At 64.0% G+C, this 16069-nt stretch carries 11 protein-coding genes; 7 read left to right on the top strand and 4 right to left on the bottom strand.

The features are described from left to right. Positions 1-37: 37 nt before the first annotated feature. The 3 genes from LMG28727_RS04995 (at position 38) to LMG28727_RS04985 (ending at position 3823) form a co-directional block, all read left to right on the top strand. Positions 38-964, top strand: coding sequence for an NHL repeat-containing protein (locus tag LMG28727_RS04995; RefSeq protein ID WP_201641187.1), 927 nt, complete (start codon positions 38-40; stop codon positions 962-964). Between the two features lie 114 nt (positions 965-1078). After that, positions 1079-1969, top strand: a complete 891-nt coding sequence (locus LMG28727_RS04990) for an extracellular solute-binding protein (protein WP_201641186.1) — start codon at positions 1079-1081, stop codon at positions 1967-1969. 12 nt (positions 1970-1981) lie between these two features. Continuing rightward, the gene (locus LMG28727_RS04985; protein ID WP_201641185.1) at positions 1982-3823 is read left to right on the top strand and encodes an ATP-binding cassette domain-containing protein; all 1842 of its coding nucleotides are present in this window, start codon (positions 1982-1984) and stop codon (positions 3821-3823) included. 26 nt (positions 3824-3849) lie between these two features. Here LMG28727_RS04985 and LMG28727_RS04980 read toward each other — a convergent pair whose 3' ends face one another. The 3 genes from LMG28727_RS04980 to LMG28727_RS04970 all read right to left on the bottom strand — a co-directional run bounded on the left by LMG28727_RS04980 (position 3850) and on the right by LMG28727_RS04970 (position 7131). Further along, complete coding sequence (locus LMG28727_RS04980; protein WP_201641184.1) at positions 3850-5292, bottom strand: nicotinate phosphoribosyltransferase; 1443 nt, start codon at positions 5290-5292, stop codon at positions 3850-3852. Between the two features lie 205 nt (positions 5293-5497). Further along, entirely contained in the window at positions 5498-6712 is a 1215-nt protein-coding gene (locus LMG28727_RS04975; RefSeq protein WP_201641183.1) for an AAA family ATPase, read from the bottom strand. Positions 6713-6783: 71 nt separating this feature from the next. Beyond that, positions 6784-7131 carry a hypothetical protein gene (locus LMG28727_RS04970; protein WP_236591607.1) on the bottom strand — a complete coding sequence of 116 codons (348 nt, stop codon included), beginning with the start codon at positions 7129-7131 and terminating at the stop codon, positions 6784-6786. Positions 7132-8548: 1417 nt separating this feature from the next. Between LMG28727_RS04970 and LMG28727_RS04965 the strand changes: the two genes are divergently transcribed. Both LMG28727_RS04965 and LMG28727_RS04960 read left to right on the top strand, forming a co-directional pair. After that, on the top strand, positions 8549-9988 hold the full coding sequence (locus tag LMG28727_RS04965) for a sigma-54-dependent transcriptional regulator (protein ID WP_201641182.1): 1440 nt from the start codon (positions 8549-8551) through the stop codon (positions 9986-9988). A gap of 203 nt (positions 9989-10191) precedes the next feature. Further along, positions 10192-11838 (top strand): MFS transporter, encoded by a 1647-nt coding sequence (locus LMG28727_RS04960; RefSeq protein WP_236591606.1) that lies wholly within the window; start codon positions 10192-10194, stop codon positions 11836-11838. A gap of 61 nt (positions 11839-11899) precedes the next feature. On the opposite strand, the gene LMG28727_RS04955 is transcribed toward LMG28727_RS04960, so the two are convergent. Then, the gene (locus LMG28727_RS04955) at positions 11900-12088 is read right to left on the bottom strand and encodes a hypothetical protein (protein WP_201641180.1); all 189 of its coding nucleotides are present in this window, start codon (positions 12086-12088) and stop codon (positions 11900-11902) included. A gap of 172 nt (positions 12089-12260) precedes the next feature. Here LMG28727_RS04955 and LMG28727_RS04950 point away from each other — a divergent pair, with 172 nt between their 5' ends. Both LMG28727_RS04950 and LMG28727_RS04945 read left to right on the top strand, forming a co-directional pair. After that, on the top strand, positions 12261-13190 hold the full coding sequence (locus tag LMG28727_RS04950; protein WP_201641179.1) for a LysR substrate-binding domain-containing protein: 930 nt from the start codon (positions 12261-12263) through the stop codon (positions 13188-13190). Positions 13191-13415: 225 nt separating this feature from the next. Continuing rightward, positions 13416-16055 (top strand): mechanosensitive ion channel family protein, encoded by a 2640-nt coding sequence (locus tag LMG28727_RS04945; protein ID WP_201641178.1) that lies wholly within the window; start codon positions 13416-13418, stop codon positions 16053-16055. The last annotated feature ends 14 nt before the right edge of the window (positions 16056-16069 follow it).

The following is a 16069-nucleotide window of genomic DNA, read 5'->3' as shown; positions in this document are numbered from 1 at the left end:
GTGAGCATCCGGCCAGCGCCGTTCAGGAGAAGATCACATGCGCCTCTCAGCCTCGCTGCAACGCACTGCCCGCCTCGCGCTCGTCAGCTGCGGCCTGATCGCCGCGCTCGCCGGTTGCGCCCATAACAAGCCTGCGGTTGCGCCGCAACGCGTGGCCGTCAGTGCATCGGCGAATGGCGTCGCAGTGCGCCCACTGGACGGCGCCGTCTTCATCACCGACGATCAGACCAGCAGCGTGCTGTCGTCGTCCGATGCGCACACGTTCGCGCACTACGCCAGCGTGCCGACGGTGGCGGGCCAGCCGGCCAGCCTCAGCCAGTTGAGCTTCACCGACGACGGCGCGCTGATGGTTGCGCGCTTCGGCTTCGGCACGGCGGGCGCCGTGTTCGGCATCATCGGCGCGGATCAGGTCGTGGCATTCAGCGGCCCCGATCCATCGCGACGCCGCCTCGGTCTGATCTCGATCGGCTCGCACCATCTGCTGTCGACATGGTTCATCAAGAACGGCAACAATCCGCCACAAGGCGCGCTGAGCCTGATCACCTACGATCCGGCCACCCATACCGCAACGGAACGTGACCTGCTGACGGGCCTCGGCAAACCGGTCGGCATCGCCATATCCGGCGACACGGTCTATGTGTCGGACGAGGCGAACAACAACATCGTCGAGGCAAGCTTGAACAGGTTGCTCGGCGCATCGCAGCCGGTCACGCTGCGCACGGTGTTCGTGCAGATCAACGGCCCTGACCTGCTGGCCGTCGCACCGGACGGCGCGCTCTATACGAAATGCAACGCCACGGGCCTGTGCCGCATCGCGCCGGACGGCACCATCACCGTGCTCGCCAACAACTTGCAAAACGCGCGCGGCATCGCCGTCGACATGCTGCGCGGCAAGCTATATGCAATCGATCGCGCGAGTCACAACGGCAGTACCAGTTATCTGCACATCCTGCCACTCAGATAACCACGCACGTCACTGCCTGCGAACTGCGCATGTGCACGCTGTGCCACATCACCACACAACACGACGCAATGGCGTCGTAATATAGCGCTCTCTATAACGTATCGGGGTTATCGAATGATTCGCAAGCTGCTCGCTTCTCTCGTCGCGCCTGTCCTGGCTGTCAGCTGTGTCGTGACAGCCGCGCCCGCTTTCGCGCAGGACAACACGGTCAACGTGTTGTATGCCGGCTCGCTCGTCAACCTGATGGAGCGCAGCATCGGCCCCGCATTCGAGAAAGCCACCGGCCAGCAGTTCCGCGGCTATGCGGCGGGTTCGAACAAGATCGCCAACGAGATCAAGGGCAAGCTGCGGCGCGGCGACGTGTTCATCAGCGCAAGCCCGAAGGTCAACGCCAGCCTGATGGGCCAGGCGAACGGCGACCACGTCACGTGGTATGTGAATTTTGCCGAGTCGCCGTTGATGATCGGCTATAACCCGCAGAGCAAATTCGCGTCGCAATTCAAGAGCAAGCGCTGGGATCAGGTATTGCAGGAACCGGGCATCCGGATCGGCCGGACCGATCCGAAGCTCGATCCGAAGGGCGCATTCACCGTTGAAATGGTGACGAAGGCAGCCGACCTTTACCATCAGCCGGATCTGGTCGAGAAGACGCTCGGCGCACCGGAAAATCCCGACCAGGTACTGCCTGAGGAAACCCTGGTTGGCCGTCTGCAATCCGGCCAGCTCGACGCAGGCTTCTTCTACTCGACGGAAACCTCGGACCTGAAGATTCCCGCGATTCACCCCGCACCCGAATTGCAGGCCAAAGCCAGCTATACGCTGACGATTCTCAACGACGCGCCGAACCGCACCGGCGCGGTCAGCTTTGTCGACTTCCTGTTGAGCGAGCAAGGTCGCGCGCTGCTCAGGCAACATGGCGTGGACGTCGTCAAGCCGACCGTCACCGGCAGCGTGCAGGCGATTCCGCCTTCGGTGCAAGCCGTGATCGACGCCGCCAACCAATAACGCAACCCGCTGGTGAAACGCGCCGCTGCGCGTCCGCTGCTGTGGCTGGCGGCGCTCCTCGCTGTCTACCTGTGCGCTCCGTTTATCGCGAGCGTGCCGCAACTCGGCAGCGCAGACTGGGCGAATGTCGACTGGCGCGCGACATGGTCGGCGGTGGGTGTGTCGGCGGCGAGCGCGACGGTGGCGTCGTTCGTGATCCTGCTGGGTGGCGTGCCGCTCGGCTATTTTCTGGCGCGCTCGAACTCGCGCAGGATGGCGCTGCTCGGCTTCATCGTGCAGTTGCCGCTCGCGCTGCCGCCACTGACCAGCGGGGTACTGCTGCTGTTTCTGCTGGGACCGTATAGCTGGATTGGGCGGTTCACCGGCGGCATGTTGACAGATTCATTCGCGGGCATCGTGCTGGCGGAAGTGTTCGTGGCTGCGCCGTTTCTGATCATCGCGGCCAAATCGGCGTTCGCCGCGGTCGATCCCGTTCTCGACGATGTCGCCGCCACACTGGGTCATCACGCGAACAGCCGCTTCTTTCGCGTGATGCTGCCGGTTGCATGGCCCGCGATTCGCGCCGGACTTGCACTCGCCTGGCTGCGTGCGTTCGGCGAATTCGGCGCGACGGTGATGGTTGCGTACCACCCCTATTCGTTGCCGGTTTATACGTACGTGGTATTCGGCGGCCAGGGGCTGCCAGCGATGATGCCGCTGCTGCTGCCCACGCTCGCGATTGCCATTGTGTGCGCGGCGCTGTCGATCTACAGCCTTCGGCAACCAAACTCGGCCGAGCAGACCGAAAACGGCGACGATGCGCTCGAACCGGCGCATACCGCAGAGCTTACTGCCAGCCGTGGCGACGCCAACGATCTTCGGCTCTCATTCCATTTACGCCGCCAGTTAGGCGCATTCGACCTCGACCTCGGCTGGACACCCGCGACGCGGCGCCTGGCGATCATCGGGCCGTCGGGCTCGGGCAAATCGCTGGCGCTGCGGCTGATCGCGGGACTCGAATCGAACGAAACGAGCCACGTGCGGCTGGGCGCAACCGAGTTGCAGACACTGCCGCCCGAGCGTCGTCAGATTGGTTATATGCCGCAAGACTACGGCCTGTTTCCGCATATGAACGTCGCGCGGCAACTGGCATTTCCCGTCGATGCCGATCCTGCCAGCGCGCGTTACTGGCTCGATCACCTGGGTCTCTCGCAGCTTGTCGCGCGTTTGCCGCATCAGTTGTCGTTCGGTCAGCGGCAACGGGTTGCGTTAGCGCGTGCGCTGACACGCCATAGCGAACTGCTGCTGTTCGACGAACCGTTTGCCGCACTGGACACGCCACGGCGACGTCTATTGCAGCAATCGCTGCGGGCGTTGCAACGCGAGATTTCAGCGGTGACGATTATCGTCACACACGATCCCGATGAAGCCGCGCTGCTGGCCGACGAGGTACTCGTGGTCGAGCAAGGCCGCGTGTTACAAGCCGGTGCGATCGATGCGGTCTTCGAACGGCCGGCTTCGATGCGAGCCGCGGCGCTGCTCGGCTTGCACAACGTGGGCGAAGGCTCGATGCGGGCGCACGGGCAGGTGGAAATCGCCCGAGGCCTGACGATCGGCACCCGGGAAAGCGGACCTGCGCTAGCTGAAGGACAGAAGGTGATGTGGCGTGCGTCGTCGCGTGCGCTTCTGATCGCCCCCAACGGCGCTCACGCAGGCCATATCGATTCAGTCGAGTTGCGGCGCGGCGAGCGCTATGTCCGTGTGAATATCGCCGGGGTACGGTTTGACATTGCCAGCGAAGACGGCCGTCTGCGCGAGGGCACGCCGTGCCGGATCGATATCGATCCGGCGGGCGTGACGGTATGGGCCGCGTGAACGCCCGGTGAAGCCGGCGAAACCGGTCAGGCTTCGCCCGCATGCGCGCGGCTTCTGATCTCGGCCAGCGACACGTCGATCAGTAACTTGCCGGAATCGAATACGGTTACCAGCGCTTCTTCCCAATCCGCCTCAGCCGTGTTCTCGTCCCACACAACCGGCAGCGTCGTGGTCCGATACTCGCCCGTGCGGCGATGTTGCAGCAGCGTCAAACGGCCTTTCATCGAGCGCTTGCCGGTGTCCGTGACCGGGTCCTTACGCACGTCGTGCCATTCGTCGCCGAGGCGGATCGCCGAACACTTCATCGCGAAGCGCTGGGTATCGCGATTGATCTGCTGCAACAGCGCACCGCCCATCCCGAACACGATGTTATCGGCCGCGAAACCGGCTTCATCCATCGCAGCAAGAATCGCTTCGATCGAGTCGGGATTCACGCCGTCGCCCTGAATCACACGCACATGGTTGAGCACGCGGCGCCCCTTGCCGTTGACCACGGAACCAAACGACGCGTCAAGTTCCCGCAGCGTCTGCAACACGATGGTCAACGGATCGCCCGAATCAGGCCGGATTACCAGCGTGCCGCCGGAGTCGATCACGGCCTGCTTCAACTCCGTGCCCCATACCTTTAGCGCCGCGAACAGGTCGTACGAATCGGACACCACGGAGACGATGGCGCCCGGCTTGCCGAAGCGCGCGATCATGTTGCGAAACGCGTCGGTTTCGCGTTCGCGGCCCCACGACGTGATCGTGCTGTGTTCGGCGGCAGGTACGGAAAACGCCGCCATGGGATCGTTGTAGTAATGATTCGCCGCTGCCACGCCGAGCACCGTATCGGAGCCCATGAAGCTGACCAGATGCGCCGCGCCGCCGATCGCCGCCGACTCCGCGCTCGACACCCCGCGCGCGCCGAAGTCATGCAGCTTGAACGGCAGTTGCGTGAGATCGTCGCTGCTTTTCTGCAGATAGCTGCGGATGGTGCCGCGCAAATGCCAGCTTTGCGTCGCGACGGTGATGGGATACCACACGCGCAACAACATGGTCTCCAGATACGACGCGAGCCAGAACACTTGCGGATCGTCGCATTCGACGGTGACCAGCACGTTGTGCGTGGGCACAACCGAGCCTTCCGGCACCGCGCGAATCCGCACTGGCAAATAGCCGCCGTATTGTTCGACGATGTGACGCCAGCCCGCTTCATTGAACGGCTCGCCATGCGCGCTGAAAAACGCGTGGGCCTGATCGATCATGGCCGCCGTGATCGGCCTGCACAGATATTCCTTGATCAGCATTTGCAGGCCGAAGAACAGCGTACGGTCGTAGCGGCCGCCCCGCGATTCGATGTACGAAAACATCGCCGACGCTTCTGGCGGATATTGCAGATAGTGCGAAGCCTTGTACGAATCCGTGTTGAGAATGGGATTGGACAGGATCGACGCAATGTCGTTAAGACCGCTGATGGCGGTCTGCATGGACGGTGCTGCGCTCACGTGAGTCTCTCTCGGCTTGATCGGGCGGTCAGGCTTTTTAACATACACCGTCAAAATACGCCCGGAATGACCCGGAGCCGCACCCGATTCCGCATGTGGTGCCGCACCAAGTGCCGATAAGCACAGGTACGATGCGCCGCGGATCTTTGCGGATAAGCGCCGCTCGACTGCCGCGATAAAGCCCACCTCAACCCGCTTCAAACCCCGGCTTCAATTGCGGCGGCAAATTCGGCCATGTCGCCAGTAACCGGCTCAGCATGCTGCCTTTCCGGCGTTCGACCACCACCGGCCACAGCATCTCGCCGAGCAGACGGATACCTTGCGCCAGCGCACTATCGCGCGCCGACGTCACGAGCGGCACGCCCCGGCTCAGCGCTTCGTTGACCTGCCGGTCATCGCGCGGAAGCTGGTGTGCAACCTTCGCGCCGAGCGTTTTTTCGAGTGTCTGCAGATTGATCTGCGCATTCTTGTCGTACTGGTTGACCACCACCCGAACCTTGCTCGCCGGATAACCCAGCTCGCGGAAGATATCGAGCATGCGCCGGCCGCCGTGCAGGTAAAGCAGGTTTTGCCGCACGACCATGCAGATCGCGTCGCTTTGATCGAGCGCGAGGATGGTCAGCGGATTCAGACTCTGTCCAACATCGATCAGCACCGCGTCATAGCGATCGCGCGCCAGCGTCAGAATGCGCTCGAACTGCGCGGGCAGCAGTTCGGCGGCCTTCAGCGGATCGCCCGCGCCTGCCAGCACGTCGAGATTCGGCAGCACGTGCATCACGCAGGAGTCGAACAGCGCGGCGTCGATCCGCTCGACTTTCGAGCACAGGTCGACGAGTGTGGCGGGCGGCGGCTTGTCGGCCATCAGCAGACTGGCATCGCCGAACTGTTGGCTCAGATCGATCAGCAGCACGCGACGCTCGCGCTGCGCGGCGAGCGAGCAGGCCAGATTGACGGCGATCAGCGTGGTGCCGCTGCCCCCCTTGCTAGACGCCAGCGACACGACCCGGCCCGCGCGGCGCTCCGGCGCATTTTTCCTGGCTTCGATCTGGGTCATCGCGGCGCAGATTGCTTGCGAGTCGAGCGGCCAGCTCAATACGTGCCGCACGCCGACCCGCATCGCCGCGCCCAGCAGCGCAGTGGACGGCGACTGCGTCACCAGCACGCAATGCAGCGACGGCGAACAGGCCAGCGCTTCCTCGACGCCGTCCAGTTCACGCGCATTCAGCTGATCGTCATCGACAATCAGCAGATCGGCGCTTTTGATGGCGCGGGCATGCGCGCGCATTTGCTGCGCGCTGCCATAAGCCGTGCGCAACCTGTAACGGACGCCGCTTTCCTCAAGACGCGCGACGATGAGCTGTGCGTGTTCGATGCTCGCGGAAATCAGGAAAATGGCGATCATGTCAGGTCTCCGCCGGGCTGAGGCCGCCCGGTTGGCGAGGCCACGCCGGCTGCCGCCGGCGTTCAGATTGGTTATTGATCGGACTCAGCTGGGGTGTTCCATCCATTGCGTTCGTCGTTGCGTTCCCGTGAGACCGGCATGTCGTATTGATAAACCGTGTCGCGCAACACTTCGCGCTGCAGTTCTGCCTGCGCCTTGCGTTTGATTTCCTGCGCGATGACCAGCGTCGTCAGATCCACCGGCGGCGTGGCAAATAACTGCGACGACGCGGTGATGCGGCGACGGTAGGCGACTCCGCTTGCGCGTGTGGCACCTGGCGCAGCCTGCTGGTCCAGCCGCACCGACGCGGCCAGCTTGCCGGCCTCTCCGGTTGCCTTGTTCGTCCTGTTTGTTCGGTTCGTTCGGTTCGTTCGGTTCATGACACCCCCAAAGATGAGTCCCGGCGCTGCGGGCCATGTCCAGGCGGCCGTGCCCGTGTGAATCCACGGACACGGCTCCCAGTTCACCTCGTACTTGCACCTCTCTATGGAGGTTGTGGCCTGGTTCTCCCCGCTTCTTCGCGCCGGCCGGTCCTGATCCGTGCGCTGTGCATTCCCCGTCCGGCGCGTCGCCCGCCACTGCGCGGGCGGCGCCTGTCGTTATTGCGCGCTATCGCTATTCACTTCGTACCCGCCGTCAGATGACGGAACAATGGCGATTAACGCTTAACCTCGTCTGGTCGCGGCTGATCGACACTGCTTACCGTTCGTCCGCGCCGTTTTATTCGATGCTCTTTTTTTGAGTGGCCCCGCCGCTTACTCGCAAGACACATTGGCTTTCCCCGGCCGTGCTTACGACATCCCGCGAATGTCTACCGGATTTTCGTGCGCCTGATTTCACGCATCGAATCCTGATGTCGCCGCCGGTATTTTTCCCCCGTACTACCCCGTGCTGTGGACCGGTCGGCTAATGCATCCGCTGCGAATCTCTTATTGCAACGGCTATGCCATGTACCGCCAAACCCTTTGGCTGCGGGATATTTGCTGCGCCGCCCTATTAAATCAGTCGATTCGCATAGTTCAATGATTCGTTCGTGAGACGTGATCAAGCCGTCGAATCACACGGTCCGGCAACATTAACGTGGGTGCGCGCGACCCACGCGCGCACCCACCGGCCCGCTGGCCGTGGTTTGCGTGCCGGTCCGGTCAAATATGCCGGTACCCGCACAGTTGGAGCGGCGCTTGCAGCGGCGTGCCCAACGTGTCTCAAGCTTGAGACACGTTGAATGACGAAGATTATTTTTGTGTCGCGCCGCGCTCAGATTTGTCCCGCGATAAACGCAAATGAAATGCGAAACTATGTGGGGCACCCAGCACAGCAGGGCTTGACGAAATAATTTTAAACGGTGCACATCCGTATCATTACGCACGAATCACAGCCGGATTTAGTCTGTTTGTATGGCGCTCCAGGGCGCTTTCGCTTATCTTTAGGCGATATGCCAATAAGAGCCTATTTATCAGGCCATCGAGGCAGAAACGATTGCCGTGATTCGGGGACGAAATACGCTGGCGGTTTCAGTCATGAACGCTCTTCCGCTAAATGTCCGTGATGTAGCAGGTCGCGCTTCGCGTGGCGTGCTTCAAGCCTCCGCATTGCTGCTATCGTGAACCGGCCGCGTCTTCAAAAGCGGCTGCGGCCGCAAAGCCTGAACACCGTGGCGCAAGTCAGGCCCGAATCCATGCAGGTGGATCGGGCCCGTTTCACTGGCCATCTGGTTAGCCGTAGCCCGGCGTTGCCTGCCGGTCTGTCCAGCCGTCGAACAGCAGTCCTGAGAGCAGCATAGAACCCGGGGGTAACATGACTACGACTTGCACGCCTGTCGACACGGAACGCTCGGTTCTGTACGTGTCGAACTCGCCCGATCAGAAACTTGCCGACTTTCTGGCGGGCTCCGGGTGGCAAGCCGTGCATGCAAAAAGCACGGCGATCGCCGAACGCATGCTGGAGCGTGGCAATATCAAAGTCGGCCTCGTCGAACTGCCTGCTGAGTGCACGTCGCAACACCTGTCCGCGCTGGCCTCGTGCATGCGTCGGGTCGAAACCAACTGGGTCGCGCAGATCGCGCCGGGCCAGGCGGAAAACGAACTGGTCAGCCGTTTCATTCTCGATTACTGCTTCGACTTCGTGACCCGGCCCTGGCTGAACGACCGGCTCGTGTTCGCGCTCGGTCATGCGCATGGGCTGTCGAGTTTGCGCCAGGCCCCTGTTACGCCGGAGCCGTCGCTTGGGCGGCATGGGATGGTCGGCCAGTGCGAAGCGATGCAACAACTCTACCGGCGCATCGACAAATGCAGCGCAACCGACGCGCCGGTGTTCGTCGCCGGTGAATCGGGCACCGGCAAGGAACTGACCGCCCGCGCGATTCACGAGCGCTCGCCTCGCGCCGGCCGCACGTTCGTCGCGATCAATTGCGCGGCGATTCCGCCGAGCCTGCTGCAAGCCGAACTGTTCGGCCATGAACGCGGCGCTTTTACCGGCGCACTGCAACGCAAGATTGGCCGGATCGAAAGCGCCCATGAAGGCACCCTCTTTCTCGATGAAATCGGCGATATGCCGCACGAATGCCAGGCGGTGCTGCTGCGCTTTCTGCAGGAAGGCACGATCGAGCGGCTAGGCGGCAACGGGCCGATCAAGGTCGATGTGCGGGTGATTTCGGCGACCCACGTCGATCTGGACAAAGCGGTCGAAGACGGCCGCTTCCGCTCCGACCTGTATCACCGGCTGTGCGTGCTGCGTCTGGTCGAGCCGCCGTTGCGCGAACGCGGCGGCGACATCAAGCTGCTCGCCAACTATGCGCTCAGCATGTACCGCCAGGACGGCGCGCGCAAACTGCGCGGGTTGTCGAGCGACGCGATTGTCGCGATGTCGAACTATCCGTGGCCGGGCAACGTGCGCGAGCTGATCAATTGCGTGCGGCGCGCGGTGGTGATGAGCGAAGGCCGCTTCATTACCGCGAGCGACCTCGGCTTGCCGGAGACGGACCACGGTCCCGCCGTGACGCTGGCGGAAATCCGCAGCAAGGCCGAGAAAGACGCGATCGAGAACGCGTTGCAGCGGCACGGCTACAAGCTGTCCGAGGCGGCGGCGGAGTTGGGTATTTCGCGCGCGACGCTGTATCGGCTGATGCACGCGAACCGCTTGCATCAGGAGCCGGCGCCGGCTAGCCGTACGTCGAACGGCAGCGGTGGCGCGGATTCCGACGACGAGGCAGAGCGGCAGACGCCCTCGATGGTGTGATTGACGAGCATGGCTGAGCGGGGGGGCACACCAGTCCCGACTGGGATCCCCGGCAACGCAACTCAGCGCAACGCAACGCCGTTCGGCCGGCGTCACGCAGACCGTCTCGCTCCTCAAGCCGGCGCATCTGCACACAGGCGTCAGCGTTGCTATCCTGAAGGCCCTTCAGCCGCAGCGGAGTGGACTTGGCCGATCAGCACGTCGTGAACTCCCCGCTCCGCCCCTCCTCCACGCTGCCCGCTCAGGCCAGCCCCTGCGACGCGCTGGTCATCCGCGCGCAGCCGCTCAGCTTCACCCATCCGTGTCGACGTAAAAAGCTCGCGCTAGCCGCGACGATCCTGGGCTCCAGCATGGCGTTTATCGACGGCTCCGTCGTCAACGTCGCGTTGCCGTCCATTCAGAGCGAACTGGGCGCGAGCGTCGCAGCAATTCAGTGGATCGTCGATGCTTACCTGCTGTTCCTCGGCTCGCTGGTGCTGGTGGGCGGCTCGCTCGGCGACAAGCTCGGGCGGCGCAGCGTGTTTATCGCCGGGATCGTGCTGTTTACGCTCGCGTCGGTGGCTTGCGGTCTGGCGCCGGGCGTGGGCGCGTTGATCGTGGCGCGGGCGGTGCAAGGCGTCGGCGCGGCGCTGCTGGTGCCGAGCAGCCTGGCCATCATCGGCTCGGTGTTCGACGACAAGGAGCGAGGCCAGGCAATCGGCACATGGGCAGGCGTCGGCGCAATCACGTCGGCGCTGGGACCGGTCGCAGGCGGCTGGCTCGTGGACGCGTTTTCATGGCGCGCGATCTTCTTTCTGAACGTACCGATTGCTTGCGCCACCGTCGCGCTGGCGATCATGGCCGTGCCGGATAGTCGGCAAGATAGCCGGCAGGATGACGACGCCGGGCATCATGCGAATCAACCGCTCAAGCTCGACTGGCCCGGTGCGGCCACTGCGGCAGCCGGGCTCGGAGCACTCACCTACGGTTTAACCATCGCCTCGACGCGCGGCTTCAACGACCGCTGGGTGCTGGCGTCGATGGCCGGCGGAATTGCCGTATTGATCGCCTTCGTGATACTCGAAGCGAAGACCCGCGATCCGATGATGCCGCTCGACGTGTTCCGCTCACGCGACTTCGCCGGCGCGAATCTGGTTACGCTGCTGATCTATTTCGGCCTTGGCGGGGCGCTGTTTTTTCTGCCGTTCACGTTGATCCGTGCTTATGGCTATAGCGCGACTCAGGCGGGCGCCGCGTTATTGCCGGTGCCGGTGATAATCGGGCTGCTGTCGCGTTTCACGGGCGGCCTGACGAGCCGCTATGGCGCGCGGGCGTTGCTAGCCGTCGGCCCGGTCATCGCGGCCGCCGGTTTCGCGATGTTCGCGCTGCCCTGGGTCCGGGGCGATTACTGGCGCGGCTTTTTTCCGGCGCTGGTCGTGCTGGGGCTCGGCATGACGATCACGGTCGCGCCATTGACGACCACGGTGATGGCCTCGGTGTCCATCGCACGCACCGGCGTGGCGTCGGGCATCAACAACGCAGTCGCGCGGGTCGCCGGTTTGCTGGCGATTGCCGTGCTGGGAATCGTATTCGTGTGGTCGCACGATGCGGCGCTCGACGCGCGGCTCGATGCGCTGCATATCCCGCAAGCGCAGCGCGCGGCAGTCGGCCTTGCGGCAACCGGCACGGGGACACACCCCGCGCGATCGGGAACCGCATCGGCGCAAAACGGGACCGAAGTCGAACTTAAGCAGGCGCAGGCCGAGTCGCTCGGCGCCGCGCTACGCGCGGTCGCGCTGGTCTCGGCAATGTGCGCACTGGCAGGCGCCGGCTTGGCGCTGCTTACCATCCAGCCGCGACGCAAGCCTTAACGTGCGACACCGATCGTCTTCGTTTCACAGTACGGCTTCAGCTTCAGCTTCAGTTTCAATCTCACTCTCCCGCGCCGATCCGCTTGTAGACGCCCGCCAGTTCGGCGTGCGGGTCGACTTCGCGACCGGTTTCGTGAAGCTGGCCGGGACCGCCCGCCAGCCGCGCCAGCGCGGAGCGCAGGTCGTTGACTTCGGCGTTTGCCGCGTCGGTGGCCGGGAGAAGCTGTTCAACTTGGGCGTTTGCGTCCATCAAAGAGCCCCATGTGATCGGGGTTGTCGATACGTGCGTTGAAGTGCGTTCGTTCAACCGAGGCCCGAATTTGACGCGCCTCAGCATTAAGAACAAAGCAGGGTAAACCAGCCTGTTTGATAAGATAAACTTATTTCATAACGCGGCTGCGGCTTACCGCCGTCCTCAATTCATGGATTTCCGCCATTTCCGCACCTTCGTGATTGCCGCTGAAGAGCTTCATCTCGGCCATACCGCTGAACGGCTGGGCATCGCCCAGCCGGCCGTGACGCAGCAGATCAAGGCGCTTGAGGCATCGCTGGAATTCAAGGTGTTTCGCCGGGTCCGGCGCGGTATCGAATTGACCGAAGCAGGCGCGGTCTTTCTCGAACACGCTAAAATCGCCCTCGACAATGCGTCGACGGCCGTGCTGGCGGGCCGTTGTGCCAGCCGGGGCGAACTCGGCAAGTTGTGCATCGCGTACGCCCATTCGGCGATGCTCGAGCCGGAATTGCCCGCGCTGCTCAAGCGTTTTTCGCTGGCGCGGCCCGACGTCGAACTGGAACTGATCGGCATCGGCGTGCAGGAGCAGCTGAGCGCGCTCGGCGAGGAACGGATCGACGTCGCCTTCTTGCGCTCACCCGCTGGCATGGCACCGCCCGCAATCCGTATCTCGCCGTTTTCGCGCACCCCGCTCGACGTCGTGCTACCGCGCGATCACCCGGCCTGTGCGGCAACGAAAGAGCGCGCGCTGACGCTGCGCGACCTAACGCGCGAACGGCTCGTGATCGTCGACGACCCCGCTGGCATTGGCATCGGCCACCGCGCGCTGGAGTTGTGCCGCGAAGCCGGCTTCGAGCCGCGCCGCGTGCTGCGAGTGGCCGACTCGGTGAGCGTGATAGCGCTCGCCGCTGCCGGGCTTGGCTTTGGCCTCGTGCCGCGCAATCTTGCCCGCTTTGCTGTCGACGGCGCGGTGTTCAAACCGCTCGACATGGCAAACTGTTTCACCGAAATAGTCATCGCGACCCGCGCGTTCGACCGCTCGGCCTCCACGCGTGAATTTCTGCGCATAGCGGCCGACACCCCGGGCGAGGTAGCTGCTTCAGCCCCAGCTTCGCCGTGACGGGCAAGCTTTGTGCTACCCGGAGTGGGCCGGAAGCTGACGCCAAAGGTGGTCTATCGTTAGCTTTGACGCCTGTTTTTTCAGACTCGCAGTTCCTCGACGCCGCCACCGTCGCCGTTCGAGGAACTTGTCCAACCTGACCCGTGTCGGTTCATGGTCACGCCGCCGAAGCACTCCTCGCATTTCGGCACAATCATCTGCACCTGGTACCCCGCTTTACACCCTATGCGCAAACTACTTCACGTCTGGTTACTCCTTCTATTCGTCATCGGCGCTTCATCTGCCGATGCCGCCGGTGCCGCCACCACGGCGGCCAAAGCGGCGCCCGCCGCCCCCGCTTCCGGACACGCTGTCAGCCTGACCCCCGATCAGGCTCGCGACGCCCTCTCCGTCCTGAACGACCCGAAACGCCGCGCGCAAGTCAGCGATACCTTGCAGGCCATCGCCGCCGCCGGCGCGTTGAGCGCGCCGCCTGCCTCCGCGCCGGCCGCTGCGTCGGCGCCCGCCACCGCACCGGCCAGTGGCGTCGCCGCGATTGTTCCCGACGCCTTCAAGTCCAACGGACTCGCGTCGCAACTGGCCCGCCAGGGCGCGCACCTCGCGATCCGGTTCGGTAAGTCGCTGCGCGGCTCCGCGGCCGCGTTGCTCGACGTCACCTCGGTGCACGCATGGTGGAACTGGCAAGCGACCAATCCGGACGCGCGCGCTACGCTGCTGCGCGTGGTGGGCTCGTTGCTGGCCGCGCTGATACCGGCGTTCGTGCTCGAGTGGCTCGCGCGGCGGTTGTTGCGCCGTGCGTACCTCGCGCTGGCTGCGCGTCGGGAGCGCAACGAACTGGACGAAGCCGCGCGCGCCGACCTGCCTGTCGACGTCGTGCAGCCATCCGCCGACGCGCCGAACGCGGCACCGGCGCTGCCGGTGTCCCCGGCTGCGCCAGCCGAGACGCACGGCACCGCCGCTAATGGCCAGGTCGTCGAAGCCCAGGGCAAGCAGAACGCCAAGCATCACTGGACGCTCCTTCAGCGTCTGCCGCGCGCGTTGTTCATCACCGTGTTGCGGCTCCTGCCGCTCGTCGTATTCGTCGGCGCGGCCAGCGCGCTGATGTCGATTTTCACCGACGATGGCACGGCGCAAGACCGTGCGCTGGATTCGCTGATCGACATCTATGTGTTGTCGCGCGTGATCGTGATCGGCTTCGGTTTCTTCCTGCAGCCTACGGCGCCCCGTCTGCGCCTGCTTGGCATGAGCGACGCCTGGGCAATCTTCGTGCATCGCTGGATCGTGCGGATCGTTGCGGTGGTGGGCGCCGGTGTGGCGCTCGCGGAAGTCGCACAGGCACTCGGCCTGAACGCCGCCGCGCATCTGGCGCTGCTGAAAGTGGTCACGCTGGCCGGCCACATCATGCTGTCGATCCTGATCCTGCAATGCGCGAAGCCAGTCGGCGAACTGATCCGCCGTCGCCTGTCCGCGCACGAGTCGCTGCAGATGCTCGGCAACGCGCTCGCCGATGCATGGGCGTGGTTCGCAGTGGCAATCGTGATGGCGCTCTGGGTCGTCTGGGCGTTCGACGTGCAGAACGGCTATCACACGCTGATGCATGTCGGCGGCCTGTCGCTGGCGATCATCGTCGGCGCGCGAGTCGTGTCGATCGTCGTGTTCGGTGCGCTGGCCCGGCTCTTTCACGTGCAGGACGAATCGCAGCAATCGCTCGTGCATCAGCACGCTTACCGCTACTACCCGCTGTTGCGCCGCGTGATCAGCTGGCTGATCGTCCTTGCAACCGTGCTTGGACTGCTGCAGGTGTGGGGCGTCGACGTGGCCAGCCTGTTCCGCTCGGGCACCGTTGGACATCGGCTTGCGTCGGCGCTGGCCACCATCGGCGTCGCGGCGGTCATCGCGCTGATCGTGTGGGAAGCCGTCAATGTGTCCGTCGAACGGCGGCTCGACCGCTGGACCACCAGCGGCGATCTGGTCCGCGCCGCGCGTCTGCGTACGCTGCTGCCCATGCTGCGCAGCGCGCTCTTCTGCGTGATTGCACTGGTGGTCGTGCTGACCGGTCTCAGCGAACTCGGCGTGAACATCGGGCCGCTGCTGGCGGGCGCAAGCATTTTCGGTGTCGCGCTCGGCTTCGGCTCGCAGAAACTCGTGCAGGATTTCATCACCGGCATTTTCCTGTTGATGGAAAACGCGATGCAGGTCGGCGACTGGGTCACGCTCGCGGGCGTGTCAGGCACCGTCGAATATCTGTCGATCCGCACGGTGCGCCTGCGCGGCAGTGATGGTTCGCTGTTCACGGTGCCGTTCAGTTCTGTATCGACGGTGAACAACACGAATCGTGGACTGGGCAATGCCGCCGTCCGCGTCAATATCGTGTTTGGCCAGGACGTCGATCTGGCGATCAATACGCTGAAGGAGATCGGTGCATCGCTGCGCGAGGACGACAAGTTCAAGGACGGCATCCTGTCGGACTTCTCGTTCTGGGGCGTCGATGGCGTGGACGGCTCGGCGGTCACGCTGGCCGGTCAGATCCAGTGCCGCGATACGACCCGCTGGGGGGTGCAACGCGAATTCAACCGGCGCATTCTCGACCGGTTCAGCGAGCTTGGGATCGAAATTGCGAATCCGCAGCGCCATTTGCTGACGTGGGATCCGGAGAGCGTGCCCGCGCGGATCGACGAAAGCGAAACGCCCGCGGCCGGGTTGAAGGATCACGCTGCGCGCACGGCGCCGCCTGCGGATGCCGCGCCAAAAGATGACGATCACGACGGCGACGCGCCGGTCGAAGATCAGATTCCGGTTGATCCGCAACCGGCTGGCGGCCCGGGAACGCCATCGAACCCCGGAACGCCGTCGCCACACAAGTGATGTGACGACACGTG

This window comes from Paraburkholderia metrosideri (assembly GCF_904848625.1).
Lineage (GTDB): Bacteria > Pseudomonadota > Gammaproteobacteria > Burkholderiales > Burkholderiaceae > Paraburkholderia > Paraburkholderia metrosideri.
The sequence above is the reverse complement of the archived record's forward strand: the minus strand, read 5'-3'. Positions and strand labels throughout refer to the sequence as shown.

Coding starts and splice junctions, on each gene's coding strand:
- LMG28727_RS04965 (WP_201641182.1), top strand. CDS start 8,549: ATGACTACGACTTGCACGCCTGTCGACACGGAACGCTCGGTTCTGTAC.
- LMG28727_RS04990 (WP_201641186.1), top strand. CDS start 1,079: ATGATTCGCAAGCTGCTCGCTTCTCTCGTCGCGCCTGTCCTGGCTGTC.
- LMG28727_RS04975 (WP_201641183.1), bottom strand. CDS start 6,712: ATGATCGCCATTTTCCTGATTTCCGCGAGCATCGAACACGCACAGCTC.
- LMG28727_RS04970 (WP_236591607.1), bottom strand. CDS start 7,131: ATGAACCGAACGAACCGAACGAACCGAACAAACAGGACGAACAAGGCA.
- LMG28727_RS04950 (WP_201641179.1), top strand. CDS start 12,261: ATGGATTTCCGCCATTTCCGCACCTTCGTGATTGCCGCTGAAGAGCTT.
- LMG28727_RS04945 (WP_201641178.1), top strand. CDS start 13,416: ATGCGCAAACTACTTCACGTCTGGTTACTCCTTCTATTCGTCATCGGC.
- LMG28727_RS04980 (WP_201641184.1), bottom strand. CDS start 5,292: ATGCAGACCGCCATCAGCGGTCTTAACGACATTGCGTCGATCCTGTCC.
- LMG28727_RS04995 (WP_201641187.1), top strand. CDS start 38: ATGCGCCTCTCAGCCTCGCTGCAACGCACTGCCCGCCTCGCGCTCGTC.
- LMG28727_RS04955 (WP_201641180.1), bottom strand. CDS start 12,088: ATGGACGCAAACGCCCAAGTTGAACAGCTTCTCCCGGCCACCGACGCG.